The sequence below is a fragment of the Rhizobium sp. 18065 genome, assembly GCF_902706095.1.
Lineage (GTDB): Bacteria > Pseudomonadota > Alphaproteobacteria > Rhizobiales > Rhizobiaceae > Allorhizobium.
Genome location: NZ_CACSJP010000015.1, coordinates 51,078 through 73,600, shown reverse-complemented (window position 1 = coordinate 73,600; position 22,523 = coordinate 51,078). Strand labels below are relative to the sequence as shown.

23 protein-coding genes are annotated in these 22,523 nt (G+C 60.3%); 11 read left to right on the top strand and 12 right to left on the bottom strand.

The window, feature by feature from the left end:
* Window positions 1–39 precede the first annotated feature (39 nt).
* A complete protein-coding gene (locus GVK95_RS23385; protein ID WP_159953092.1) occupies window positions 40–675 on the top strand; it encodes an invasion associated locus B family protein in 636 nt (211 codons plus the stop codon).
* Between the two features lie 91 nt (window positions 676–766).
* Here the strand turns inward: GVK95_RS23385 and hspQ are convergent, their stop codons facing one another.
* From hspQ to GVK95_RS23365, 4 genes are all read right to left on the bottom strand, one after another.
* Window positions 767–1,096 (bottom strand): heat shock protein HspQ, encoded by a 330-nt coding sequence (gene hspQ, locus GVK95_RS23380; protein WP_159953091.1) that lies wholly within the window; start codon window positions 1,094–1,096, stop codon window positions 767–769.
* Between the two features lie 47 nt (window positions 1,097–1,143).
* Window positions 1,144–2,091 (bottom strand): DMT family transporter, encoded by a 948-nt coding sequence (locus tag GVK95_RS23375; RefSeq protein ID WP_159953090.1) that lies wholly within the window; start codon window positions 2,089–2,091, stop codon window positions 1,144–1,146.
* Window positions 2,092–2,262: 171 nt separating this feature from the next.
* Entirely contained in the window at window positions 2,263–3,672 is a 1,410-nt protein-coding gene (glnA, locus tag GVK95_RS23370; protein WP_159953089.1) for a type I glutamate--ammonia ligase, read from the bottom strand.
* Between the two features lie 63 nt (window positions 3,673–3,735).
* Complete coding sequence (locus GVK95_RS23365) at window positions 3,736–4,074, bottom strand: P-II family nitrogen regulator (RefSeq protein WP_007601055.1); 339 nt, start codon at window positions 4,072–4,074, stop codon at window positions 3,736–3,738.
* A gap of 349 nt (window positions 4,075–4,423) precedes the next feature.
* Between GVK95_RS23365 and GVK95_RS23360 the strand changes: the two genes are divergently transcribed.
* The gene (locus GVK95_RS23360) at window positions 4,424–5,899 is read left to right on the top strand and encodes an NAD(P)H-hydrate dehydratase (RefSeq protein WP_159953088.1); all 1,476 of its coding nucleotides are present in this window, start codon (window positions 4,424–4,426) and stop codon (window positions 5,897–5,899) included.
* Between the two features lie 54 nt (window positions 5,900–5,953).
* Here GVK95_RS23360 and GVK95_RS23355 read toward each other — a convergent pair whose 3' ends face one another.
* Together GVK95_RS23355 and GVK95_RS23350 are read right to left on the bottom strand one after the other, a co-directional pair.
* Entirely contained in the window at window positions 5,954–7,600 is a 1,647-nt protein-coding gene (locus tag GVK95_RS23355) for a Na/Pi cotransporter family protein (RefSeq protein WP_200844365.1), read from the bottom strand.
* 156 nt (window positions 7,601–7,756) lie between these two features.
* Window positions 7,757–8,566 carry a DUF72 domain-containing protein gene (locus tag GVK95_RS23350; protein ID WP_159953102.1) on the bottom strand — a complete coding sequence of 270 codons (810 nt, stop codon included), beginning with the start codon at window positions 8,564–8,566 and terminating at the stop codon, window positions 7,757–7,759.
* Between the two features lie 66 nt (window positions 8,567–8,632).
* On the opposite strand from GVK95_RS23350, the gene GVK95_RS23345 reads away from it, so the two are divergent.
* Together GVK95_RS23345 and GVK95_RS23340 are read left to right on the top strand one after the other, a co-directional pair.
* The gene (locus tag GVK95_RS23345) at window positions 8,633–8,911 is read left to right on the top strand and encodes a type II toxin-antitoxin system prevent-host-death family antitoxin (protein WP_159953086.1); all 279 of its coding nucleotides are present in this window, start codon (window positions 8,633–8,635) and stop codon (window positions 8,909–8,911) included.
* Window positions 8,908–9,294: a type II toxin-antitoxin system VapC family toxin gene (locus GVK95_RS23340; RefSeq protein WP_159953085.1), complete on the top strand. Its 387-nt coding sequence runs from the start codon at window positions 8,908–8,910 to the stop codon at window positions 9,292–9,294. Before GVK95_RS23345 ends, GVK95_RS23340 begins: the two co-directional genes overlap by 4 nt.
* A gap of 9 nt (window positions 9,295–9,303) precedes the next feature.
* Here GVK95_RS23340 and uvrA read toward each other — a convergent pair whose 3' ends face one another.
* On the bottom strand, window positions 9,304–12,225 hold the full coding sequence (uvrA, locus tag GVK95_RS23335; protein WP_159953084.1) for an excinuclease ABC subunit UvrA: 2,922 nt from the start codon (window positions 12,223–12,225) through the stop codon (window positions 9,304–9,306).
* A 274-nt stretch (window positions 12,226–12,499) separates the two neighbouring features.
* On the opposite strand from uvrA, the gene GVK95_RS23330 reads away from it, so the two are divergent.
* Complete coding sequence (locus GVK95_RS23330) at window positions 12,500–13,036, top strand: single-stranded DNA-binding protein (protein WP_159953083.1); 537 nt, start codon at window positions 12,500–12,502, stop codon at window positions 13,034–13,036.
* 159 nt (window positions 13,037–13,195) lie between these two features.
* Here the strand turns inward: GVK95_RS23330 and GVK95_RS23325 are convergent, their stop codons facing one another.
* Complete coding sequence (locus GVK95_RS23325; RefSeq protein WP_159953082.1) at window positions 13,196–14,152, bottom strand: homocysteine S-methyltransferase family protein; 957 nt, start codon at window positions 14,150–14,152, stop codon at window positions 13,196–13,198.
* A 195-nt stretch (window positions 14,153–14,347) separates the two neighbouring features.
* On the opposite strand from GVK95_RS23325, the gene GVK95_RS23320 reads away from it, so the two are divergent.
* Entirely contained in the window at window positions 14,348–15,004 is a 657-nt protein-coding gene (locus tag GVK95_RS23320) for a TetR/AcrR family transcriptional regulator (RefSeq protein WP_159953081.1), read from the top strand.
* 11 nt (window positions 15,005–15,015) lie between these two features.
* Here the strand turns inward: GVK95_RS23320 and GVK95_RS23315 are convergent, their stop codons facing one another.
* Window positions 15,016–15,645, bottom strand: coding sequence for a MarC family protein (locus GVK95_RS23315; protein ID WP_007597479.1), 630 nt, complete (start codon window positions 15,643–15,645; stop codon window positions 15,016–15,018).
* Window positions 15,646–15,839: 194 nt separating this feature from the next.
* Between GVK95_RS23315 and gyrA the strand changes: the two genes are divergently transcribed.
* Window positions 15,840–18,662 (top strand): DNA gyrase subunit A, encoded by a 2,823-nt coding sequence (gene gyrA / locus GVK95_RS23310; protein ID WP_159953080.1) that lies wholly within the window; start codon window positions 15,840–15,842, stop codon window positions 18,660–18,662.
* A gap of 190 nt (window positions 18,663–18,852) precedes the next feature.
* Here the strand turns inward: gyrA and GVK95_RS25400 are convergent, their stop codons facing one another.
* From GVK95_RS25400 to GVK95_RS23300, 3 genes are all read right to left on the bottom strand, one after another.
* Window positions 18,853–18,987 (bottom strand): hypothetical protein, encoded by a 135-nt coding sequence (locus GVK95_RS25400; protein ID WP_007597486.1) that lies wholly within the window; start codon window positions 18,985–18,987, stop codon window positions 18,853–18,855.
* 58 nt (window positions 18,988–19,045) lie between these two features.
* Window positions 19,046–19,198, bottom strand: a complete 153-nt coding sequence (locus GVK95_RS23305; RefSeq protein ID WP_159953079.1) for a hypothetical protein — start codon at window positions 19,196–19,198, stop codon at window positions 19,046–19,048.
* An 82-nt stretch (window positions 19,199–19,280) separates the two neighbouring features.
* A complete protein-coding gene (locus tag GVK95_RS23300) occupies window positions 19,281–19,439 on the bottom strand; it encodes a hypothetical protein (protein ID WP_159953078.1) in 159 nt (52 codons plus the stop codon).
* Window positions 19,440–19,664: 225 nt separating this feature from the next.
* On the opposite strand from GVK95_RS23300, the gene coaD reads away from it, so the two are divergent.
* The 4 genes from coaD to queA all read left to right on the top strand — a co-directional run bounded on the left by coaD (window position 19,665) and on the right by queA (window position 22,521).
* Entirely contained in the window at window positions 19,665–20,159 is a 495-nt protein-coding gene (gene coaD / locus GVK95_RS23295; RefSeq protein ID WP_159953077.1) for a pantetheine-phosphate adenylyltransferase, read from the top strand.
* A 24-nt stretch (window positions 20,160–20,183) separates the two neighbouring features.
* Entirely contained in the window at window positions 20,184–20,753 is a 570-nt protein-coding gene (locus GVK95_RS23290) for a peptidylprolyl isomerase (protein ID WP_159953076.1), read from the top strand.
* 36 nt (window positions 20,754–20,789) lie between these two features.
* Window positions 20,790–21,299 (top strand): peptidylprolyl isomerase, encoded by a 510-nt coding sequence (locus GVK95_RS23285; RefSeq protein WP_159953075.1) that lies wholly within the window; start codon window positions 20,790–20,792, stop codon window positions 21,297–21,299.
* A 130-nt stretch (window positions 21,300–21,429) separates the two neighbouring features.
* Window positions 21,430–22,521 carry a tRNA preQ1(34) S-adenosylmethionine ribosyltransferase-isomerase QueA gene (gene queA / locus GVK95_RS23280; protein ID WP_159953074.1) on the top strand — a complete coding sequence of 364 codons (1,092 nt, stop codon included), beginning with the start codon at window positions 21,430–21,432 and terminating at the stop codon, window positions 22,519–22,521.
* Window positions 22,522–22,523 lie beyond the last annotated feature (2 nt).

Genomic DNA, 22,523 nt, shown 5'->3' with positions numbered 1-22,523 from the left:
AAGTCCGCGCGCCAGGGGTTTTCAGGAGACGGAATACGGATGATGTTCAATTTCAACAAAGCAACGCGGACGGCTGTGTCTGCTCTCGCTCTGACGCTCGGTGCAGCTGCCATGCCGGTTGCAGTCCAGGCACAGGAAGCGGCTCCGGCTGCAGGCCCTGCCAAGTGGTTCAAGACCTGCGCCAAGCAGGAAGAGTCCGATGTCTGCGTCGTGCAGAACCAGCAGGTTGCCGCAAACGGCCAGCTGATCACCGCCGTTGGCCTGATCACTGTCGAAGGCAAGGTCAACCGCAAGCTGATGCAGGTCACTGTTCCGACAGCGCGTCTGATTCCTCCGGGCATCCTCATGCAGATCGACGGTGCCAAGGGCGTCAAGCTCGATTACACGGTCTGCCTGCCGGATCGTTGCACGGCTGAAATGCCGCTGACCGATGCGATTATCGCCAGCCTGAAGAAGGGCAACGAAGTCGTGCTGACCTCGATCAACTTCCGCCGTGCGCCGAACCCGATCAAGATTCCGCTGGAAGGTTTCACCGGCGCTTTCGATGGTGAGGCGATGTCCCAGTCGCAGGCTGACGAACGTCAGCGTCTGCTGCAGGAAGCCATGCAGAAGAAGCAGGAAGAGCGCAACAAGGCGATCACCGACGCTCAGAACGCCGCCAAGCAGGGCAACTGATACCGTCATCGAATCAGAATAAAGATCAGCCCGCGTCCAAGGACGCGGGCTTTTTCGTAGTTGGGAGGAGATTGTCGGGTCTCGCGTCTCGTCAGTGCGTGAAGTTGGCCTTCGGTCTGTAGTGCCCGGCCTGCTCCCTGTCGAAGATCTGCTGGATATGCGGATTTCTCAGAGGCTCTTCGCTTCCATCCGGCTCCAGGTTCTGCTCGGACACATAGGCGACATATTCCGTCTCCGAGTTTTCCGCGAGCAGATGGTAGAAGGGCTGGTCCTTGTTCGGACGCACCTCCGCCGGGATCGCATTCCACCATTCCTCGGAATTGGAAAATTCCGGGTCAACATCGAAGATCACGCCACGGAACGGGAAGACCTTGTGCCGTACGACATCTCCGATACCAAATTTAGCGCTTCGTTGTTTCATGGGTTCACTTCCTTTCCCTTGTATATTTGGGATGGGAATGCGGACAATCAAGGGTTTTCGTCCTGGCCGGCTGCGCCGCTGCTTGGTTTGCGCCCGAATGCGGTTGCCAGGACCAGTCCGCCCATGACCAGAATGATCCCGGCCATATGATAGCTTTCGAAGCTTTCGCCGAGAAAGACTACCGCCATGACGATAGAGGTCGGTGGCATCAGGTAGAGCGTCATGCCGGCTATGCCCGGACCGAAAACCTGCACGGCGTGCTGGAAGCAGTAGAAGGCCGCCAGCGAGGCAAACAGGATGATGCCGGCAAGTTTGGCGAAATCGAGCGGCGTATCCGGCAGCAATCCCCCGGTCAAAACCTCATGCATGCCGGGCGGAACCAGAACGATCGCACCGGACAGGGCGAGCAGCCCAAACAGCGGCAGCGGCGGCATGGCCCTGACGGCCGGGTTGCGCAGCAGCAGTGAATAGAGCGCAAACGCGATGGCCGCAGCCAGGATCGCAAGATCGCCGATATTGAAGCTCAGGTGCAGCAAGGCGGCCAGGTCGCCCTTCAGTACGATCACCGCGACACCGGCAAAAGCGATCATCATGCCGGACAACTCGATCAGGCTGATCCTGCGTCCCTGGAAAAGCCATTGAAAGACAATGATGAACAGCGATGACGTCGTGTAGATCAGCGTCGCGTTGGAGGCTGTCGTCAGTGTCAGGGCCCAATATACGACGCCGCCACAGATACCCATGCCAAGAATGCCGAGCAGGAGCCACAGCATGGTATGGTTGCGGACGAACGCGAGGCAGATCTGCCGTTCGCGCCAGACAAACGGAAACATGATCAGCGCCGATCCGGCCCAGCGCAACAGAGCGGTGGTGTATGGAGCAATATCGCCGGTTATGCCGCGACCGAAGATCAGGTTCGACGAGAAAAACACCGGCGCCAGCAGAAACAGCGTCCAGTCGATCGGGCGAGGCGGCGGCGAAGCGGTGTGGGGCATGGACCGTCAGTCTCTGTTGTGGGCAGTCGAACGTTGAGAGCGCTTACTATGCGTCACTTGCTTTACGTTACGTGAGCAAAAAAGGTGTCTCTCAGGTTATTCAATGAAAAACGCCGGCGAAAAGATCGCCGGCGTCTTCAAATCAGCACGCTTTGATGCGTCGCAGGCCAATCAGGCCGAGTAGTACATGTCGAATTCGACCGGATGCGGTGTCATTTCGAAGCGCATGACTTCATGCATCTTCAGTTCGATGAACGAATCGATCTGGTCGTCGTCGAATACACCGCCGGCGGTCAGGTACTTGCGATCCTTGTCGAGGTTTTCCAGCGCTTCGCGCAAGGAACCGCAGACGGTCGGGATCTTCTTCAGTTCCTTCGGCGGCAGGTCGTAGAGATCCTTGTCCATGGCCTTGCCGGGATGGATCTTGTTCTTGATGCCGTCGAGGCCGGCCATCAGCATTGCTGCAAAGGCCAGATACGGGTTCGCCATCGGATCCGGGAAGCGGACTTCGACGCGCTTGGCCTTCGGGTTCGAGCCGAACGGAATGCGGCATGAGGCCGAACGGTTACGGGCCGAATAGGCGAGCAGAACCGGTGCTTCATAACCCGGGACCAGACGCTTGTAGGAATTGGTCGACGGGTTGGAGAATGCGTTGATCGACTTGGCATGCTTGATGATGCCGCCGATGAAGTAGAGGCACGATTCCGACAGGCCGGCATATTCGTCGCCAGCGAAAGTCGGCTTGCCGTCCTTCCAGATCGACATGTGGACGTGCATACCCGAGCCGTTATCGCCGAAGATCGGCTTCGGCATGAAGGTTGCCGTCTTGCCATAGGCATTGGCGACCTGGTGCACGACATACTTGTAGATCTGCATCTTGTCGGCGTTGCGCACCAGCGCGTCGAACTTGATGCCGAGTTCGTGCTGGGCAGCCGCCACTTCGTGGTGGTGCTTTTCCACGACCACGCCCATTTCGCCAAGCACCGTCAGCATTTCGGAACGCATGTCCTGCAGGCTGTCGATCGGCGGAACCGGGAAATAGCCGCCCTTGACGCGCGGACGGTGACCGAGGTTGCCGGTCTCGTAATCGGTGTCGTCGTTGGACGGCAGTTCCGACGAATCCAGCTTGAAGCCGGTATTGTAGGGATCGGCCTTGTACTTCACGTCGTCGAAGACGAAGAATTCGGCTTCCGGACCAACGAAGACGGTGTCGCCGATGCCCGATGCCTTCAGATAGGCTTCGGCCTTCTTGGCGGTGCCGCGCGGATCGCGGTTGTAGGCTTCACCCGAAACCGGGTCGAGAATGTCGCAGATGATGACCATGGTCGACTGCGCGAAGAACGGGTCCATATGGACAGTGTCCGGATCCGGCATGAGAACCATGTCGGATTCGTTGATCGCCTTCCAGCCGCCGATCGAGGAACCGTCGAACATGACGCCATCGGCGAACATGTCTTCGTCAACGCAAACCACGTCCATCGTGACATGATGCAGCTTGCCCTTGGGGTCCGTGAAGCGCAGGTCGACAAACTTCACGTCATTGTCTTTGATCTGCTTGAGAATATCGCTTGCGGTCGTCATTTTATTGTTTTCCTCGCGTGAGATGACGATTTAAGCCCGACCTCCCTGGGTGCCGGGCCGTAGTTAGATGGCGTCGACGCCGGTCTCGCCAGTGCGGATACGAACGACTTCTTCGATGTTGGACACGAAGATCTTTCCGTCCCCGATCCGGCCTGTCTGCGCGGCATTGCGGATCGCGTCGATAACGGCTTCCACGTTTTCGTCCGCCAGAACCACCTCGACCTTCACCTTAGGCAGGAAGTCCACCACGTATTCGGCGCCGCGATAGAGCTCTGTATGGCCCTTTTGGCGCCCGAAGCCCTTGGCTTCGGTAACAGTGATACCCTGCAGGCCGACTTCCTGAAGGGCTTCCTTCACTTCGTCGAGCTTGAACGGCTTTATGATCGCTTCGATCTTTTTCATGAGAAAATTTCTCTCCGCTTCCCTCATTGCGGCAGGATTAGTCCCGCCCGCCAGGTAGAATGCACGGAACGTGCCAGTCTTCGCCAGAATTTCACAGATTTTGCTGCTTCCTCCACCCGGCGGAGCAAATCTCCCGCAAAATCGTAGGAAAAGCCAGCCCAATTCGTCCCTGATCTCGATTTTCTCTTCCTTTTTTCTTTGTTGTCGATTTCGCTAACATGCCGAGGTCGTTGCGAAATTTGAGGCGCCCATGATCAAGATGTATGCAATTGCACAATATATGGCCTTTCTGTTGTGCCTATTTTTGTGACGCTAGGTTTGTGCTGAAAAATCTGCTCTAACGCCAAGCATGACAGCGCGATCTGCAGAAATCCTTTTGAGCCCCTCGGCCATGGCCCGCGTTGATGCGGCGGCCGCTTGCGGCATGGATAGCTACGGATTGATGCAACGCGCCGGCGAGGCTGTTGCGGCTGCGGCCTTGCGTCTCTTTCCGGCCGCCGTTCGCTTCATCGTCCTGTGTGGTCCAGGCAATAATGGCGGCGATGGTTACATCGCAGCGGCGGCGCTTGTGCGCGCCGGTGCCTTCACTATGGTCCATCATCTCGGCGATCCCTCGGTCCTCAAGGGTGATGCAGCCAGGGCCTGCGGAGATGCGTCATTGCCATCGCTGCCCTTGTCTTCCTATGCGCCGCGTCCGGGCGATGTCATCGTCGATGCCGTATTTGGTGCTGGCCTTGCTCGCGATGTGCCGCAGGACGTGGCCGATCTTGTGGAGCGTGTAACCGTTGCAAGGCTTCCGGTGCTTGCCGTCGATCTGCCGTCCGGCCTGGATGGCATGACAGGCCTGGTCCGCGGCGCCGCTTTGCAAGCGACCGCCACGGTGACCTTCGTGACCCGCAAGCGCGGTCACGTGCTTTTGCCCGGTCGTCTCCTATGCGGTGCAATCGAGGTATTCGACATCGGTATTCCGAGGCGTCTGGTCGATGCCGAGGCCGAGCGGCTCTTTGTCAATGGCCCATCGCTTTGGCAGGACCATCAGGTGGCACCGGCCGCGGGTGACCACAAATACCGCCGCGGCCATCTCACTGCATTTTCCGGCGGCGCAACGGCCACCGGAGCGGCGCGTTTGTCAGCCATGGCAGGCCTGAAGGCCGGGGCAGGGCTCGTCACCTTGGCATCGCCAGCCGGAGCACTGTCCACCAACGCTGCGCATCTGACGGCGATCATGCTGCATGAGATCAACGGCAAAGCCGATCTTGAAAGCTATTTGAAAGATCCGCGCCGAACGACATTTGTGCTCGGCCCGGGGTTCGGCGACTTTGCCACAGCCCGAACCTACGCCCTTTGTCTCGGTGCCCATGGGCGAGCGGTCGTCCTGGATGCCGATGGCATAACGGCGTTCCGTAACGATGTGCAGACGCTCCGCACCGCCTTCTCGGATGGCGGGACGCGCCTCGTCGTCACGCCGCATGAGGGGGAGTTTTCCCGGCTGTTTCCCGAGGTTTCGGCAATGCCGGCCGGCAAGGTCGAGAAGGCCCGCACAGCTGCCAGCGAGCTTGGCGGGATCGTGGTCTACAAGGGCGCCGATACGGTGATCGCCGCCCCGGATGGCCGCGCCGCGATCAACGAGACTGCACCACCGCAACTGGCAACGGCCGGTTCCGGCGACGTGCTGGCCGGCATCATCGCTGCATTGATGGGGCAGGGCCTACCCGCATTCGAAGCCGCCTGTGCCGGCGTGTATCTGCACGGCGAGGCAGCATTGCGAACTGGGCAGGGGATGACGGCAGAAGAACTGGCTGCCGCTGTCCGTCCGCTGGCGTAAACCCGGAAAATTGCGCGAAAAGCGCTTCCGAACTCGTGTTCGCCGAAAAAAACGTCAGAGCAGCCGGCTGCCGCGCAACAAGCCTTCTCCCTCCAACAGCGGATAGCCGATCGAGACGAACAGCGAATTGATCTCTTTCAGATCCCGCATCGTGTCGATGTGCAGCGAACTGGATTCGAAGCTCGCGGCATTGCCTTGGCGCAGGCGCTGCAGATGTTGCTCCTCGCTGGCCTTGACCAGTTGCCGAACGACCTCCTTGCGCGCCACGAGCTGGCGGGCGTATTCGACATTGCGGTTGACCAGCAGGTTGAATGCCAGATGGGCGTTCTGCACCACTTCGTGATGCATGGCACACAGCTCCGACCAGCCCTCGGCCGAAAACGCCGCATTGCGCTCGTGTTTCTTGCGCGCCCTGGTCAGCATGTTCTGCGAAATGATGTCGGCCGCCTGCTCGATCTTGATCGTCGCGCCAAGCAGGCTCTGACATTGCTCGGCCGATTGCTCGTCCAGCGCCGTTTGCGAAATGCGGGCCAGATAGAATTTGATGTCGCGATGGATCGTGTCGATCTGGTCGTCGAGTGCCTCGATCCGCTGGGTCTTCTTTGTGTCCCAATGTTCGTAAAGCTCGAAAATGCTGTTCAGCATGATCTCCGTCTTGTCGCAGACGGTCAGCACTTCGCGCGTGGCATTGCTGATCGCCTGCTGCGGATGCACGAGATCGGCCGAATTCAGGGCGGACAGTCGGTCGTCATTGGCCGGTTGTCCGGCGGTCGGCTCCAGAAACCGTTCCAGCAGCCGGGCGACGACCGCCGCAAATGGCAGGCCGAGCACCAGAACTGCTCCATTCATCGCCAGATGCGCCATGACCACGGCATCGCCCGGATGAGCGGCCAGCTGTTCGGGCGCGATCTGGAAGATGAACTGCAGCGCCAGCGCAACCAGTGTCATCAGACCGCGGATGACGACGTTGCCGAGCGGCACGACACGGGCATTGGCCTCCGCGTTCTTGGTCAGCAGCGCCGCGATCACGGCAGCGCCGAAATTGATCCCGAGCACCAGCGGGATGATCAAGGCGTCCGGCAGCAGATGTTTGTCTGCCAGCGACGCGACAAGCAGTACCGCCGCAACACTGGAATGGAATGACCACGCCAGCAATGCGGCGAGCAGGAAGGCGCTGATCCAGTCGCTCGCCAGGTAATTGAACAGAACGGGCAGGATCTGGCTGCTGCGCAGCGGATCCGACGCCTGGCCGATCAGTTTCAAGGATAGCAGCAGCAGGCCGAGACCGAACAGGATCCGGCCGAGCTGGCGCCAGTGGCGTTCTTCCGAGGCACGAAAGGCGATCGTACCGAGCAACAAAAGAATCGGCACCAGCAGCGACAGGTCGTAACGCAGGATGCGCACGACAAAGGCCGAACCGAAATCCGCACCCAGCAACGTGGCGATGCCGATCGCCGAGGTGACATAGCCGGCAGCAGTGAACGAGGCGATGATCAGGGCGACAGCGGTCGCGCTCTGCAATGCCACGGCAAACAGAAAGCCGGCAAAGGCAGCCGAAAACCGGTTGCCGACCGCCAGCCGCAGCTTGTCCTTCAACACACCGCCATAGGCGCGCTCGATGCCGGTTCGCACCATGCGCGTCGCCCAGAGCAGCAACGCGACAGCGCCTGCCAGATTGATGAAGACTGCTATGCCTGACATGGAAACGCCTCGAGACCGGATAAGAACCATGAGGGCTGGTCCGCACCTCCCCATGATCACACACTGTCGACCATTTCCTGACGGATGACGGCGACTCTGCGACCGAGCCTAGTCCAGATTCGCCAATGTCACAATTTGCAGATGAATACGAGTGTTTCAGTCTGAAGCAACTGTGGATTGCACATTGCGCGCCGCATTCGGCGCATTCACCTTGCCGCCGGTAATGAAGAAGGCAAAAACCTCGCGCGGCTCCGCCTTTATCTGGTGTTGTGGCGCAAGCTTCTGCAGGTCCTTCGGCATGCCGCCGGCAGCATAGATCTTCAATCGCTCAGCCCAGGCATCAAGCTCTTCGGGCGGATAGCAGGTGGCGATGTCATCGCTGCCCTTCTGCAGCCGCGCATAGACAAAGCCCGTCGTCGGATCGGCAAACATCGGATAGTCGTGATGGTCCGCGCAAACAGCTGCGACATCGTATTTTACCAGCAGATCGATGAATTCCGGCACCTGGAAAGAGCCGTGCCGCGGCTCGACCACATGGCGCAGCGGCAATCCGTCCAATGTTTTCGGCAGAAGGGCGAGAAAGGCCTCGAAGTCGTCGGGCTCGAATTTCTTCGTGCCCATGAACTGCCAGAGGATCGGCCCGAGATGTGGGCCAAGTTCAGCTATCCCCTGATTGAGAAACTTGCCGACCGATTCCCCGGCCTCGGCCAACACCTTGCGATTGGTGCAAAACCGGCTGGCTTTTAGGGAGAACACAAAATTCTCCGGCACTTCCGATGCCCATTTGGCAAATGTCGCCGGCTTCTGACTGGAATAATAGGTGCCGTTGACCTCGATCGCCGTCAGTTCGCGGCTGGCGAACTCAAGCTGCTTTTTCTTGGCAAGTTTTTCGGGATAAAACGTGCCCTCCCAAGGTTCAAACGTCCAGCCGCCGATGCCGGTGCGGATTGTGCCGGATTGGGTCATCAAATAACTCCCATTGAAGTTAGCTAAGCAATTAGCTAATTTAAACATGTTGCCATGGAGCGAGCGATGGCGGTTGTCACCATTCACAAGGCCAAGACGGAACTTTCAAAACTCCTTGCCCGCGTTGAGGCCGGCGAGGAAATTGTGATTGCACGCGGTGATGAACCGGTTGCGAAACTAGTGCCCCTGACCCGGGCGGATAGGAAAAATCCGCCACGCAAGGCCGGCGCATTGGCTCATTTGCGGGGCAATATCCCCTCAGGCCTGTTTCTTGAACCGATGTCGGATGACGAGCTGGCCGCCTGGGAAGGCAAATATTCGTTCCCCGGCGACAACGGCCAATGAAATATCTTCTCGACACACATGCGCTGGTCTGGTGGTTGATGGATGATCCTCGTCTCAGCGCTGCAGCGCGCACGGCTCTGACCAATGGAGACAATGAAATCGCCGCCAGCGCAGTCTCGGCTTTTGAAATCGCAACCAAGCATCGCCTCGGCAAGTGGCCAGAAGTTGGCACGCTCTGTGCCGATTTCGTCAAATATGTCATGGCTGAACGCTTCGTCCTGCTACCGGTTAAACCATCCCACGCTCTCCTTGCCGGCCAACTGACCGGAGATCACAAGGACCCGTTCGATCGCCTGCTCGCCGCGCAGTCGAAACTTGAAAGCCTCACGCTTGTTACCGCCGACAAGGCATTCAACGTGTTTGCCGTCGAGTGCCTCTGGTAGGCGTCGAGCTCACTCCGCCGCCTGCACCTTCTTCATCGGACGCCGCTCCAGCAGTTCCTTGAGGAAGTGGCCGGTATAGGATTTCTCAACCTTCACCACCTCTTCTGGCGTGCCCTGGGCAACGATCTCGCCGCCGCCGTCGCCGCCTTCGGGGCCGAAGTCGATGATATAGTCGGCCGTCTTGATCACTTCGAGATTGTGCTCGATGACCACGACGGAATTGCCCTGATCGACCAGTTCCTGCAGCATTTCCAGAAGCTTGGCGACATCGTGGAAATGCAGGCCGGTGGTCGGCTCGTCGAGGATATAAAGCGTACGGCCGGTCGATTTCTTCGACAGTTCCTTGGCCAGCTTGACGCGCTGCGCCTCGCCGCCCGACAACGTATTGGCCTGCTGGCCGACCTTGATATAACCAAGCCCGACGTCAAACAGCGCCTGCAGCTTGTCGCGCACCGCCGGCACCGCCTGGAAGAACTCGACACCTTCCTCGACCGTCATGTCGAGCACGTCGGCGATCGACTTGCCCTTGAAATGCACGTCGAGCGTTTCGCGATTGTAGCGCTTGCCGTGGCAGACGTCGCAGGTGACATAGACGTCCGGCAGGAAATGCATCTCGATCTTGATCACGCCGTCGCCCTGGCAGGCCTCGCAGCGGCCGCCCTTGACGTTGAACGAGAAACGGCCCGGCTGGTAGCCGCGCGCCTTCGCCTCCGGCAGGCCGGCAAACCAGTCGCGGATCGGCGTGAACGCGCCGGTATAGGTGGCCGGGTTCGAGCGCGGCGTGCGGCCGATCGGTGACTGGTCGATATCGATCACCTTGTCGATGAATTCGAAACCGTCGATCCGTTCGTGTTCGGCCGGGTTTTCGCGTGCGCCCATGACGCGCCGCGCTGCGGCCTTGTACAGCGTCTCGATCAGGAAGGTCGACTTGCCGCCGCCCGATACGCCGGTGACAGCGGTAAAGACGCCGAGCGGGATCGCCGCCGTGACATTCTTCAGGTTGTTGCCCTTGGCACCAACCACCTTAATCTGCTGGCCCTTTTTCGGCTTGCGGCGCTGTTCGGGCACCTTTACCCCGAGTTCGCCTGTCAGGTATTTTCCGGTCAGCGATTTCGGGCTGGCCATGATGTCCTTCGGCGAGCCTTTCGCGATCACCTGGCCGCCATGAATGCCGGCAGCCGGTCCGATATCGACGACATAATCGGCCGTCAGGATGGCGTCCTCGTCATGCTCGACCACGATCACCGTATTGCCGATGTCGCGCAGATGTTTCAACGTCTCGAGCAGGCGCGCATTGTCACGCTGGTGCAGGCCGATCGATGGTTCGTCGAGCACGTAGAGCACGCCCGTCAGGCCCGAACCGATCTGCGAAGCCAGACGGATACGCTGGCTTTCACCACCCGACAACGTGCCGGAATTACGCGACAGGCTGAGATAGTCGAGACCGACATCGTTGAGGAAGCGCAGCCGCTCGCGGATTTCCTTCAGGATGCGAACCGCGATTTCATTCTGCTTGTCAGTCAGCTTGCCCGGCAGCACTTCGAACCAGGCGCCGGCATTGCGGATCGCCATATTGGTCACCTGACCGATATGCAGGCCGTTGATCTTCACGGCCAGAGCTTCCGGCTTCAGACGGAAACCGGCACAGGCCGGGCAGGGCGCTGCCGACATGTAGCGCTCGATCTCTTCGCGCGCCCAGGCGCTGTCGGTTTCCTTCCAGCGTCGCTCGAGGTTGGGCACGATGCCTTCGAAGGTCTTGGTCGTGGTGTAGGAGCGCGCACCATCGGCGTAGTGGAAGTCGATCTTGTCCTCGGTACCGTGCAGGATCGCCTTCTGCGCCGCGTCCGGCAGATCCGCCCATTTGGCGGTCATCTTGAAGCCGAAGGCCTTGCCTAGCGCTTCCAGTGTCTGGTTGTAATAGGGCGAGGCAGACTTGGCCCAGGGCGCGATCGCGCCGTCGTTCAACTTGCGCTGCATCTCGGGAATGATCAGCGCTTCATCGATCTTCTGTTGAGAGCCGAGACCATCGCAGGTCGGGCAGGCGCCGAACGGGTTGTTGAACGAGAACAGCCGGGGCTCGATTTCCGGGATGGTGAAGCCGGAGACCGGGCAGGCGAATTTTTCCGAAAACAGCACGCGCTCATGCGTCTCGTTCAGCGACTTGTTGGCCGAACCACCGGCAGAGGTTTCTTCGGGCGGCAGCGGCTTGTCGGCAAATTCGGCAACCGCCAACCCGTCCGCAAGCCTGAGGCATGTCTCCAGACTGTCGGCCAGGCGGCTGGCAATGTCCGGGCGGACGACGACACGGTCGACGACCACATCGATGTCATGCTTGTATTTCTTGTCGAGCGGCGGCGCGTCGGCGATCTCGTAGAACTGCCCGTCGATCTTGACGCGCTGGAAGCCCTTTTTCATCAGTTCGGCGAGTTCTTTCTTGTACTCGCCCTTTCGCCCGCGGATCATCGGCGCCAGGATGAACAGACGCGTGCCTTCCTCATAGGCCAGTACGCGGTCGACCATCTGGCTGACCGTCTGGCTCTCGATCGGCAGGCCTGTCGCCGGCGAATAGGGCACGCCGACACGGGCAAACAGCAGGCGCATATAGTCGTAGATCTCGGTGACCGTGCCGACCGTCGAGCGCGGGTTGCGCGAGGTCGTCTTCTGCTCGATCGAGATCGCTGGCGACAGGCCTTCGATCTGGTCGACATCCGGCTTCTGCATCATTTCGAGGAACTGCCGGGCATAGGCCGACAGGCTCTCCACGTAGCGGCGCTGACCCTCGGCATAGATCGTGTCGAAGGCGAGCGACGACTTGCCGGATCCTGACAGGCCGGTCATCACGATCAGGCTGTTGCGCGGCAGGTCGAGGTCGATGCCCTTGAGATTGTGCTCGCGGGCGCCGCGGATGGAGATGGTCTTCAGTTCGGACATGGCAAATGGCTCGGATCGGACAGTGGACAGGAGATCCCGGGAGGAGGACTGTCCTTATGTAGTCTAACGACGGCGCGTGTCGAGCACTTGCCGTCATCGCGGGATGACAATTCGATTCTGTTGACAGCATCCTAGCGAAAGAATAGAACAAATAAAGAACATTTTTCCTTGTGGATTATAGTTTGTCCACGCCCCACCGATCCCATGGAATGGGATAAGGTGGGAAATAATTGGATTTTGAACGCCGCGGCGGCGCGGCAGTAAGGTGAGTGTCATGGCTGGTAGCGTCAACAAGGTCATCCTGATCGGCAATCTCGGTGCCGATCCTGAAATCCGCCGGACCCAGGACGGCCGGCCGATTGCCAACCTCCGGATTGCCACATCGGAAACCTGGCGCGACAAGAACAGCGGCGAGCGCAAGGAAAAGACCGAATGGCACACGGTCGTCATTTTCAACGAAGGCCTGTGCAAGGTCGCCGAGCAGTATCTGAAGAAGGGCTCGACGGTTTATATCGAGGGCGCTCTGCAGACCCGCAAATGGCAGGACCAGACGGGCAATGAACGTTACTCGACCGAAGTGGTTCTGCAGGGCTTCAATTCGACCCTGACCATGATCGGTGGTCGCGGAGACGGTGCAGGCGGCGGTGCTTCGCGCGGTGGTGACTTCGGCGGAGCAAGCGGCGGCGGTTATGACGATTACGGTTCGGCTCCTGCCCCATCCGCACCACGCGGCGGCGGCTCGGCCGGTCGTGGTTCCAGCGCCCCGTCGGGCGGCTTCTCGCGCGATCTGGACGACGATATCCCGTTCTGATCGGCCGTCATCGTTGAACCGGGTCTGACCTGATCGAGCCAACCGGATCCGGCACGTCGCAAGACCTGTATTTTTCGTCCATCGGCAATGAAGATGCCGTCCGCAGTGAATTGCGGGCGGCGCTTTGCTTTCAACGGCCGACTTTCAGCTGTTAGGCCGTCAGGCGGCGAGTCCGGCGGACGGCGTACAGGCCTCGCAGATAGCCTCGATATGGCGATGGTCCGTGCCGCAGCAGCCGCCGAGAATCCGGAACCCCGGAAAATTTCGCCGCAGCGCCCGGTAACGACGCCCCAGATCGGCCGGATCGCCGATATCCAGTGTTGCGCTTTCGTCCAGCTCGGCATGGCTCTTGGCCGAGGCATTTGCCCTCAGGCCATAGATGCGCCGGACCCAGGGCGCATCGGTAGCCAGGGCCTGCTCGAAATGCGTCGGGTGGGCGCAGTTGACCATGTAGTAGATCGGCGCACCATTGGTGGCTTCGTCGGTCCGCTCGATCGCTTCCTGCAGGCTGGTGCCGTTCAGCAGATGCCCGTCGGTTTCGACCGTGAACGACATCACACACGGAATCCCGTGCTCAGCTGTGGCAAGCGCGATGCCGCTTGCCTCTTCGACCGTGTTGATCGTCATCGCCGAGACCATGTCGGCTGCCGATTGCGCAAAGCTGGCGACCTGGTCGGAATGATAGTCCAGCGCCTCCGCCACATCGGTCTGGCCGCCCTTGTAGGCATCGCCCCGCGGGCCGATGATCCCGCTGATCACTACGGGCGTTGAACGCGTCTCCCACCGGTTCCGGCAGGCTTCGGCGAAGTCCACGGCGCGCAGGTTGAGGTCGTGCAAGGCCTTGCGGTCATAGCCGAGCTTCTGGCCCCAGTCTGCATTGGCCCGCCATGTCGGCGTGTCGAGGATGAAGCCGACGCCGCGTTGCTGCGCCAGCAGGATATAGGGTTCGATATAGCTGAGCAGTTCGCTGCGGCCATCGTCGCTGTCGAGCAGCGGGAAGGCGGCGAAATGCGGCAGTTCCATGCCCCGGTGAAAGACGAAGGTGGTTTCCATCCCGCCATCCGTCAGGAAATCGCCGCCGACAAGCTGCGGCAGTTGCTGTCTGTACTTTGCCATGATGTGTCTCCGATGATAAAATCGATATGCAACGACAGATGTTTGTGCCGTCGATGACCTCATTTCTCGCAAATCAGTGCCATTGTGTTCCAGTGGTCTTGTGGTGCGGCACAGCCTTGAGGCTGGGAAGTATCGTTATTTCAAAGACTTATATCGTCTCGTGTGTTCGGCAGCCGGTTGCTGGCGTCCCGTGCCATGACGAAAACCATACCAAGGGTACAGATCTTGGACAGGCAGGAGAGCCGAAAAGGCGCCGCGACACGCGAGCGCATTCTGGAGATCGCGCAGCACGCCGTGCTGTCGAAGGGCTTTGCCGCGACCTCGATCGAGGAGGTGATCGCTGAAGCGGGCATTACCAAGAGTGGTTTCTTCTATCACTTCAGGGACAAGAATGAACTCGCCCATGCCTTGCTGCGCCGCTACATTACCGAGAACGAGCACATCTTCGACGACATATTCGGTCGCGGTGCGGAATTGAGCGACGATCCGCTCGAAGCCTTCCTGATCGGCCTGAAACTCCTGGCCGAACTGATGAAGGATCTGCCAAGCGTACATCCGGGATGCCTGATTTCCGCGATCTGCTATCAGGAACGCCTGTTCGACCGGGAGGTCCGCGAACTCAGCGCCCAAACCGTGATGTCGTGGAATGCCCGCTTCCTCGGTTATCTGGAGCGGGTTTCCAAGCTACACCCGCTGAATGCCAATGTCGAGTTGGCCGACCTTGCGGCCATGCTCTCCTGCATCATCGACGGCGGCATCATCATGTCGAAGGTTCTCCACCAGCCGGATGTGCTGGAGCGCCAGGTGCTCGCCTACCGCGCCTTCGTCAAGACGGCGTTCGGACGTGCGTGAGAAGGGGGCTTTCACGCAGCGAAGGCTGACTTCACCCCATCGACGACGAACTGCACCGACAGCGCCGCCAGGAGCACGCCGAGAAGCCGTGTCAGCAGTGCCCGGCCGGTCACGCCGAGGAAGCGGTTCAGCCGCTCGGCAACGCTGAGCGCCAGATAGACCAGGCCGAGAACCACGGCGATGACGCCGATCAGCTGCGCTCTGCCCATCAGGTCGTTCATTGTCCCGGCAATCAGCACGGTCGCCGAGATCGCGCCCGGACCGGCGATCAGCGGAATGGCCAGCGGAAACACCGCCAGATTGTGAATGTGATCCTTGGTGATCGCGTCGTCGGTGGTCTTTTCCTTGCGCTCGTTGCGGCGCTCGAAGATCATCTCGAAAGCGATGGCAAACAGCATCAGCCCGCCGGCAATGCGGAATGCACCCATCGAGATGCCGAGAGCGCCGAGGATGGTGGCGCCGAACAGGGCAAACACGGTGAGGATGGCAAACCCCATGACCGATCCGCGCACCGCGACCTGACGGCGCTGGCTCTTGTTCATGCCGACCGTCAGGCCGAGAAACAGCGGCGCCAGCCCCGGCGGATCGACCGTGACGAGCAACGTTGTGAAGGCGGCAATCATGGCGTCGGCGCTGGCCATATCGGAGATCTCCCTGTGTAAGTCGTCATTTAGAGGCAAGCCGCGCGGGCTTGGCAAGGCAAGCACCAAGATATTGACGCAATTGCCTTTCCACAGCCGCAAAAGCCTGTTTATAACCGTGCTGGAAATTGGCGCTTTCGCGCCTGTTCCGCTATAAAATCTCCAGTGATTCCGAACAAAGATCGTGACCTGATTTGACTGAGCAAAGCACTCCCGGCGGCGGCAAGTTCCCGCAAGGCATCGAGCCTATTTCCATCATGGAGGAAATGCAGCGGTCCTATCTCGATTACGCGATGAGCGTGATCGTGAGCCGCGCGCTTCCAGACGTGCGTGACGGGCTTAAGCCCGTGCACCGCCGCATCCTTTTCGGGATGAACGAACTGGGGCTCGACTGGAACAAGAAATACGTCAAGAGCGCCCGCGTCACCGGTGACGTGATGGGTAAATACCATCCGCATGGTGACTCGGCGATCTACGACGCGCTCGCCCGCATGGCGCAGGACTGGTCGCTGCGTATGCCTCTGATCGACGGTCAGGGCAATTTCGGCTCGATCGACGGCGATCCGCCGGCAGCCCAGCGTTACACCGAGTGCCGTCTGGAGAAGGTGGCGCATGCGCTGCTCGACGATCTCGACAAGGAAACCGTCGACTTCCGCGATAACTACGACGGCACGATGTCCGAGCCGGTCGTCGTTCCGGCCAAATTCCCCAACCTGCTGGTCAACGGCGCCGGCGGCATCGCGGTCGGCATGGCCACCAACATTCCGCCGCACAATCTCGTCGAAGTGGTCAACGGCTGTATCGCGCTGATGGACAACCCGGCGATCGAACTGCCGGAACTGATGCAGATCATCCCCGGACCGGACTTTCCGACCGGAGCCCTGATCCTCGGCCGCTCCGGCATCCGGTCGGCCTATGAGACCGGCCGCGGCTCGGTGATCATGCGCGGCGTTGCCCGTGTCGAGCCGATGCGTGGCGACCGCGAGCAGATCATCATCACCGAGGTTCCCTTTCAGGTGAACAAGTCGACGATGATCGAGAAGATGGCCGAATTGGTGCGCGAAAAGCGCATCGAGGGCATTTCCGACCTGCGCGACGAGTCCGACCGTCAGGGCTACCGCGTCGTCATCGAACTGAAGCGCGACGCCAATGCCGATGTCATCCTGAATCAGCTTTATCGCTACACACCGCTGCAGACCTCGTTTGGCTGTAACATGGTGGCACTGAACAGCGGCAAGCCGGAGCAGATGACGCTGCTCGACATGCTGCGCGCCTTCGTTTCCTTCCGCGAGGAAGTGGTCAGCCGCCGCACCAAGTTCCTCCTGCGCAAGGCGCGCGATCGCGCCCATGTCCTGGTTGGTCTGGCGATCGCGGTTGCCAATATCGACGAGGTCATCGCCCTGATCCGTCGCGCGCCCGACCCGGCAACGGCGCGCGAACAGCTGATGACGCGCCGCTGGCCGGCCAAGGACGTCGAATCGCTGATCCGCCTGATCGACGATCCGCGCCACCGGATCAACGAGGACCTGACCTACAATCTATCCGAGGAGCAGGCCCGCGCCATTCTCGAACTGCGCCTGGCACGCCTGACCGCTCTCGGCCGTGACGAAATCGACGAGGAACTGAACAAGATCGGTGCGGAAATCGCCGATTACCTCGATATCCTCTCGTCGCGTCTGCGCATCCAGACGATCGTCAAGGACGAACTTGCCGCCGTGCGCGACGAGTTCGGTACGCCGCGCCGCAGCGTCATCATGGATGGCGGCCCGGACATGGACGACGAGGACCTGATCGCCCGCGAGGACATGGTCGTCACCGTGTCGCATGCCGGCTACATCAAGCGCGTGCCGCTCGCCACCTACCGCGCCCAGCGTCGCGGCGGCAAGGGTCGCTCCGGGATGGCGATGAAGGACGAGGATTTCGCAACCCGCCTGTTCGTCGCGAACACGCATACGCCGGTGCTGTTCTTCTCCTCGCGCGGCATCGTCTACAAGGAAAAGGTCTGGCGCCTGCCGATCGGCACGCCGACTTCGCGCGGCAAGGCGATGATCAACATGTTCCCGCTGGAGCCCGGCGAGCGCATCACCTCGATCATGCCATTGCCAGAGGACGAGACGAGCTGGGAAAACCTCGACGTCATGTTCTCGACGACGCGTGGCACCGTGCGCCGCAACAAGCTTTCCGACTTCATCCAGGTCAACCGCAACGGCAAGATCGCGATGAAGCTCGAGGAGGAGGGCGACGAGATCCTCAATGTCGAGACTTGCGTGCCGCCGAACCACGACCTGAACCTTCCCGGTGACGACGTGCTTCTGACCACCGCACTCGGCCAGGCCATCCGTTTCCCGATCGACGAAGTGCGCGTATTTGCGGGCCGCAATTCAATCGGCGTTCGCGGCATTACGCTCGCCGATGGCGACCGCATCATCTCGATGACCATCGTCGGCCACGTGGAGGCTGAACCCTGGGAGCGCGCCGCCTATCTGAAGCGTTCGGCAGTGGAACGCCGCGCAGCGGGCGTCGACGAAGAGGATATCGCGCTGGTCGGTGAGGAAGTGGTCGAAGAAGGACAGCTTTCCGACGAACGCTACGAAGCGCTGAAGGCGCAGGAGCAGTTCGTCCTGACCGTTTCCCAGAAGGGTTATGGCAAGCGCTCGTCGTCCTACGACTTCCGCACCTCGGGCCGTGGCGGCAAGGGTATTCGCGCCACCGATACGTCGAAGACCAGCGAAATTGGCGAACTGGTCGCTGCCTTCCCGGTCGAGGACAAGGACCAGTTGATGCTGGTCTCCGACGGTGGTCAGCTGATCCGCGTGCCGGTCGACGGCATCCGTATCGCCAGCCGTGCGACCAAGGGCGTCACCATCTTCTCGACCGCCAAGGATGAGAAGGTTGTCTCCGTCGAGCGCATCAGCGAGCCGGAAGGCGAGGAAGATGTAGTCGAGGCGGTCGAGGGAGAGGTCACGCAGGCGCCTGTCGAAGGTGGTCCCGATACTGCCGAGCCGACTGCCGAGTAAAGCTGGAATGTAGTGCCGGCCCTAAACTTCGGGCCGGCCGCTCCTTCGCTTCGACGATAATCAGAAAATACGAAAAAGCCCGCCGGACTGTCGTCCTGGCGGGCTTTTTGACTGGAGGTCTGACATCAAGTCCGTTGCGGCTTCTTGATACCCGCGTGTGGATCCGCCGGGTTGGCCGCTCTGTAAGAGCTTAGAAGGCCTTGCGGCGCTCCATCATGGCCCGGAAATCATCATTTTCGCGCTTCAGCGCCGTGACGGTAGACGCCACGGAGGCGACGAACATACCACTGATGAGAGCGGCAAGAACCGTGAGGGTCAAAAACATGGTCTTCCTTTCTTTTTCAGCGACGTTTCGTATCTAGCGGCGAAGATTTGATATCCGATTAATGACCGAAGCTGTGGTAGCGGGCGGTCATCGGCGGGCCGTAATACTTGGCGTCTTTGCTGTCGTTGACATAGAAGGTTGCGGAAGTCGCAACCATGGCAGTCATCATCATCATCCAAACCAGGTTGATCAGGGTAACTTTGTCATGCATGGCGCTAGTCCTTCGAAACTCGGCAGTCTGCCGTAATAATGTTCGCGATCAGGAATGGTTCCTGCGCAGTGTAGAAATGTGTTTAATGAACAGCGTCTGAAGTGCGCTTGAACACGCTGTTCATCTGGCGTTCATCTTCGTGTTCATCATGCGTTGTCTCAAGCAAGGCCCGTGTCACGGCAAGTCCGAGTTCAACCAGAAGCGAAGCGGCAATGGCTGAAGCGATGAGGATGGCAAGCATGGCTGGACCTTTATCTTGAAGGCGCGTGTTGACGATGATGCGTTTCTAACGTGGTCGACCTGAAACGACGTTGAATGCGCCGTTCATCGGCCGTTCACTCACTATGGTGCGTCGCCGTGCCGGAGTGGAAGCGGCTGGCCGGATGCTTGGAGCCAATGTGGCAAATCGCTTGCGGTGAGCCGTCTTCCGTGACAAAAGGCGGTCGAAAACAATGATCGGGATGTCATGACAACGGCATTTTATCCAGGCTCATTCGATCCAATGACCAACGGTCATCTCGATGTGCTCGTCCAGGCGCTCAATGTCGCCGGCAAAGTTACCGTCGCGATCGGCATCCATCCCGGCAAGACGCCGCTCTTTTCCTATGAGGAGCGTGCCACGTTGATTGGCAAGGCGCTGGCGGAGACGCTGCCGGACCGGGCAGGGGATGTCGATGTCGTGTCCTTCGATGGCCTGGCTGTCGATGCCGCGCACCATCACGGTGCGCGCCTTCTCGTGCGCGGCCTGCGCGACGGCACCGATTTCGATTATGAAATGCAGATGGCCGGAATGAACGCGCAAATGGCACCGCATGTGCAGACCGTCTTCCTGCCGGCCGGAACCGCGTCGCGGCCCATTACCGCCACATTGGTCCGGCAGATCGCCGCCATGGGTGGCGATGTCAGCGCCTTCGTCCCGGCGGCTGTTCTCGCTGCCCTCAAATCAAAACACGGGCGCTGAGCCCCAGACATGACCGGAGTGACCATGAAGCTCGTCCATCTCGCAACCGCATTTTTCCTGGCCGTCGCCGGGTTCGGCACCGCGCAGGCCCAGTCGAACGACGATTTCCTTACCATCCAGCTCAAGGATGGCCCGGTCGTTATCCAGTTGATGCCGGACATCGCCCCCAAGCATGTCGCGCAGATCAAGGAACTCGCCAAGAAGGGCGAATATGACAACGTTGCCTTCCACCGCGTCATCGAGGGCTTCATGGCCCAGACCGGCGATGTGCAGTTCGGCGACATGGAAAGCGGCTTCGACGCCTCGCGCGCCGGTACCGGCGGCTCCAGCATGCCGGACCTTCCGGCCGAATTTTCCAGCGTGCCGTTCGAACGCGGCACCATCGGCATGGCCCGCAGCCAGGATCCGAATTCCGCCAATTCGCAGTTCTTCATCATGTTTGCCGATGGTGGCTTCCTCAATGGCCAGTACACGGTCGTCGGCAAGGTTGTTGCCGGCATGGATGCCGTCGACAAGATCAAGCGTGGCGAGGGTGGCAATGGCGAAGTCTCGAACCCCGACCGCATGGTGAAGGTCACCGTCGGCCGCAACTGATAATCGGGCAATCGCCCCACACCAAGGAGAAAGAATATGGCCGAGATCAAGGATCCGGAAAACACCATCATCATGGAAACGACCAAGGGTAAGGTCGTGATCTCGCTGTTCCCGGACCTGGCTCCTGGCCACGTTGCCCGGATCAAGGAACTGTCGCGCGAAGGCGCCTATGACGGCGTCGTGTTCCACCGCGTCATCGAGGACTTCATGGCCCAGACCGGCGACGTCCAGTACGGCAAGCAGGGTGGCGCGGACTTCAATCCGGGTCGTGCCGGCATGGGCGGCTCTTCCAAGCCGGACCTGAAGGCCGAATTCTCGGCCACCAACCACACCCGCGGCACCTGCTCGATGGCCCGTTCGCAGAACCCGAACTCGGCCAACTCGCAGTTCTTCATCTGCTTCACCGATGCACCGTGGCTGAACAAGCAGTACACCGCATGGGGCCAGGTCATCGAGGGCATGGACGTCATCGACACCATCAAGCGTGGTGAGCCGGTTCGCGATCCGGACTCGATCATCTCGATGAAGGTCGCTGCCGACGCATGAGGCATCGTCTCGCAGAAACCCGCCTCGGCGCCTTGCGCCCGGGCGGGTTTTCGCATTTTAAAGCGTGTGACAATTCAGGGTGGTCGTTCGTGTGCCGATCCTGCCGAGATAAACAGATAGACCGACAAGTATGCGTGTTGACCTCTTCGACTTCGATCTGCCGGACAACAACATCGCGCTGAGGCCTGCAAGCCCGCGCGACCATGCCCGTTTCCTGATCGTCAGGCCGGAAGGCGAACCATTGCTCGAAGACCGCAATGTCTTTGATCTGCCATCTTTCCTTCAGCCCGGCGACGCACTGGTCTTCAACGACACCAAGGTCATCCCGGCCCAGCTCGAAGGCGTCCGTTTCCGCGAAGGTGCCGAGGAGATCGCCGTCTCCTGCACGCTGCATATGCGCGTTGGTGCCAGCCGCTGGAAGGCCTTTGCCAAGCCCGGCAAGCGCATCAAGGTCGGTGATCGCATCCGTTTCGGCGAAACGGGCGAGGGCGCTGCCTGCCTGCTCGGCGTGCTCGACGCTACGGTTGCCGAAAAGGGCGAGGCGGGCGAGATCGATCTCGCCTTCGACCTCTCCGGCCCCGATCTCGACCAGGCGATCGCAACCGTCGGCCATATCCCGCTTCCGCCCTACATCGCCGCCAAGCGGCCGGAAGACGAAAAGGACAGCACAGACTACCAGACCATCTACGCGCGGGAGGAGGGGGCCGTGGCCGCCCCGACCGCCGGTCTGCATTTTACCCCCGACCTGTTTGCCAGGCTTGATGCAGCCGGCATCGAGCGCCATTTCGTCACCCTGCATGTCGGTGCCGGCACCTTCCTGCCGGTCAAGGCGGACGATACCGCCGACCACAAGATGCACCATGAGATCGGCCATGTCTCGGCCGGGACGGCCGCAGGCCTGAACGCCGTGCGCGCCCGCGGCAACCGCATCGTCTGCGTCGGCACGACCTCGCTGCGCCTGATCGAGAGTGCGGCGCGTGACGACGGTCACATTACCGCATGGTCCGGCGCCACCGATATCTTCATCACGCCCGGCTACCGTTTCAAGGCAGTCGACATGCTGATGACCAATTTTCACCTGCCGAAATCGACGCTGTTCATGCTGGTCTCGGCCTTTGCCGGCTTCGAGACCATGCATGCAGCCTATGCCCATGCGATCGAGACCGGCTACCGTTTCTATTCCTATGGCGATTCAAGCCTGCTGTTCCGGAAAGATCGATAATT

Bases quoted from the DNA above. Each gene is read 5' to 3' on its own strand.
- coaD (WP_159953077.1), top strand. From the start codon at position 19,665: ATGACAACGGCATTTTATCCAGGCTCATTCGATCCAATGACCAACGGT.
- GVK95_RS23320 (WP_159953081.1), top strand. From the start codon at position 14,348: ATGACGAAAACCATACCAAGGGTACAGATCTTGGACAGGCAGGAGAGC.
- GVK95_RS23355 (WP_200844365.1), bottom strand. From the start codon at position 7,600: ATGTCAGGCATAGCAGTCTTCATCAATCTGGCAGGCGCTGTCGCGTTG.
- hspQ (WP_159953091.1), bottom strand. From the start codon at position 1,096: ATGAAACAACGAAGCGCTAAATTTGGTATCGGAGATGTCGTACGGCAC.
- GVK95_RS23365 (WP_007601055.1), bottom strand. From the start codon at position 4,074: ATGAAAAAGATCGAAGCGATCATAAAGCCGTTCAAGCTCGACGAAGTG.
- queA (WP_159953074.1), top strand. From the start codon at position 21,430: ATGCGTGTTGACCTCTTCGACTTCGATCTGCCGGACAACAACATCGCG.
- GVK95_RS23330 (WP_159953083.1), top strand. From the start codon at position 12,500: ATGGCTGGTAGCGTCAACAAGGTCATCCTGATCGGCAATCTCGGTGCC.
- GVK95_RS23305 (WP_159953079.1), bottom strand. From the start codon at position 19,198: ATGCATGACAAAGTTACCCTGATCAACCTGGTTTGGATGATGATGATG.
- GVK95_RS23290 (WP_159953076.1), top strand. From the start codon at position 20,184: ATGAAGCTCGTCCATCTCGCAACCGCATTTTTCCTGGCCGTCGCCGGG.
- GVK95_RS25400 (WP_007597486.1), bottom strand. From the start codon at position 18,987: ATGTTTTTGACCCTCACGGTTCTTGCCGCTCTCATCAGTGGTATGTTC.
- GVK95_RS23375 (WP_159953090.1), bottom strand. From the start codon at position 2,091: ATGCCCCACACCGCTTCGCCGCCGCCTCGCCCGATCGACTGGACGCTG.
- uvrA (WP_159953084.1), bottom strand. From the start codon at position 12,225: ATGTCCGAACTGAAGACCATCTCCATCCGCGGCGCCCGCGAGCACAAT.
- GVK95_RS23350 (WP_159953102.1), bottom strand. From the start codon at position 8,566: ATGACCCAATCCGGCACAATCCGCACCGGCATCGGCGGCTGGACGTTT.
- GVK95_RS23315 (WP_007597479.1), bottom strand. From the start codon at position 15,645: ATGGCCAGCGCCGACGCCATGATTGCCGCCTTCACAACGTTGCTCGTC.
- GVK95_RS23340 (WP_159953085.1), top strand. From the start codon at position 8,908: ATGAAATATCTTCTCGACACACATGCGCTGGTCTGGTGGTTGATGGAT.
- GVK95_RS23360 (WP_159953088.1), top strand. From the start codon at position 4,424: ATGACAGCGCGATCTGCAGAAATCCTTTTGAGCCCCTCGGCCATGGCC.
- GVK95_RS23345 (WP_159953086.1), top strand. From the start codon at position 8,633: ATGGCGGTTGTCACCATTCACAAGGCCAAGACGGAACTTTCAAAACTC.
- GVK95_RS23300 (WP_159953078.1), bottom strand. From the start codon at position 19,439: ATGCTTGCCATCCTCATCGCTTCAGCCATTGCCGCTTCGCTTCTGGTT.
- glnA (WP_159953089.1), bottom strand. From the start codon at position 3,672: ATGACGACCGCAAGCGATATTCTCAAGCAGATCAAAGACAATGACGTG.
- GVK95_RS23325 (WP_159953082.1), bottom strand. From the start codon at position 14,152: ATGGCAAAGTACAGACAGCAACTGCCGCAGCTTGTCGGCGGCGATTTC.
- GVK95_RS23285 (WP_159953075.1), top strand. From the start codon at position 20,790: ATGGCCGAGATCAAGGATCCGGAAAACACCATCATCATGGAAACGACC.
- GVK95_RS23385 (WP_159953092.1), top strand. From the start codon at position 40: ATGATGTTCAATTTCAACAAAGCAACGCGGACGGCTGTGTCTGCTCTC.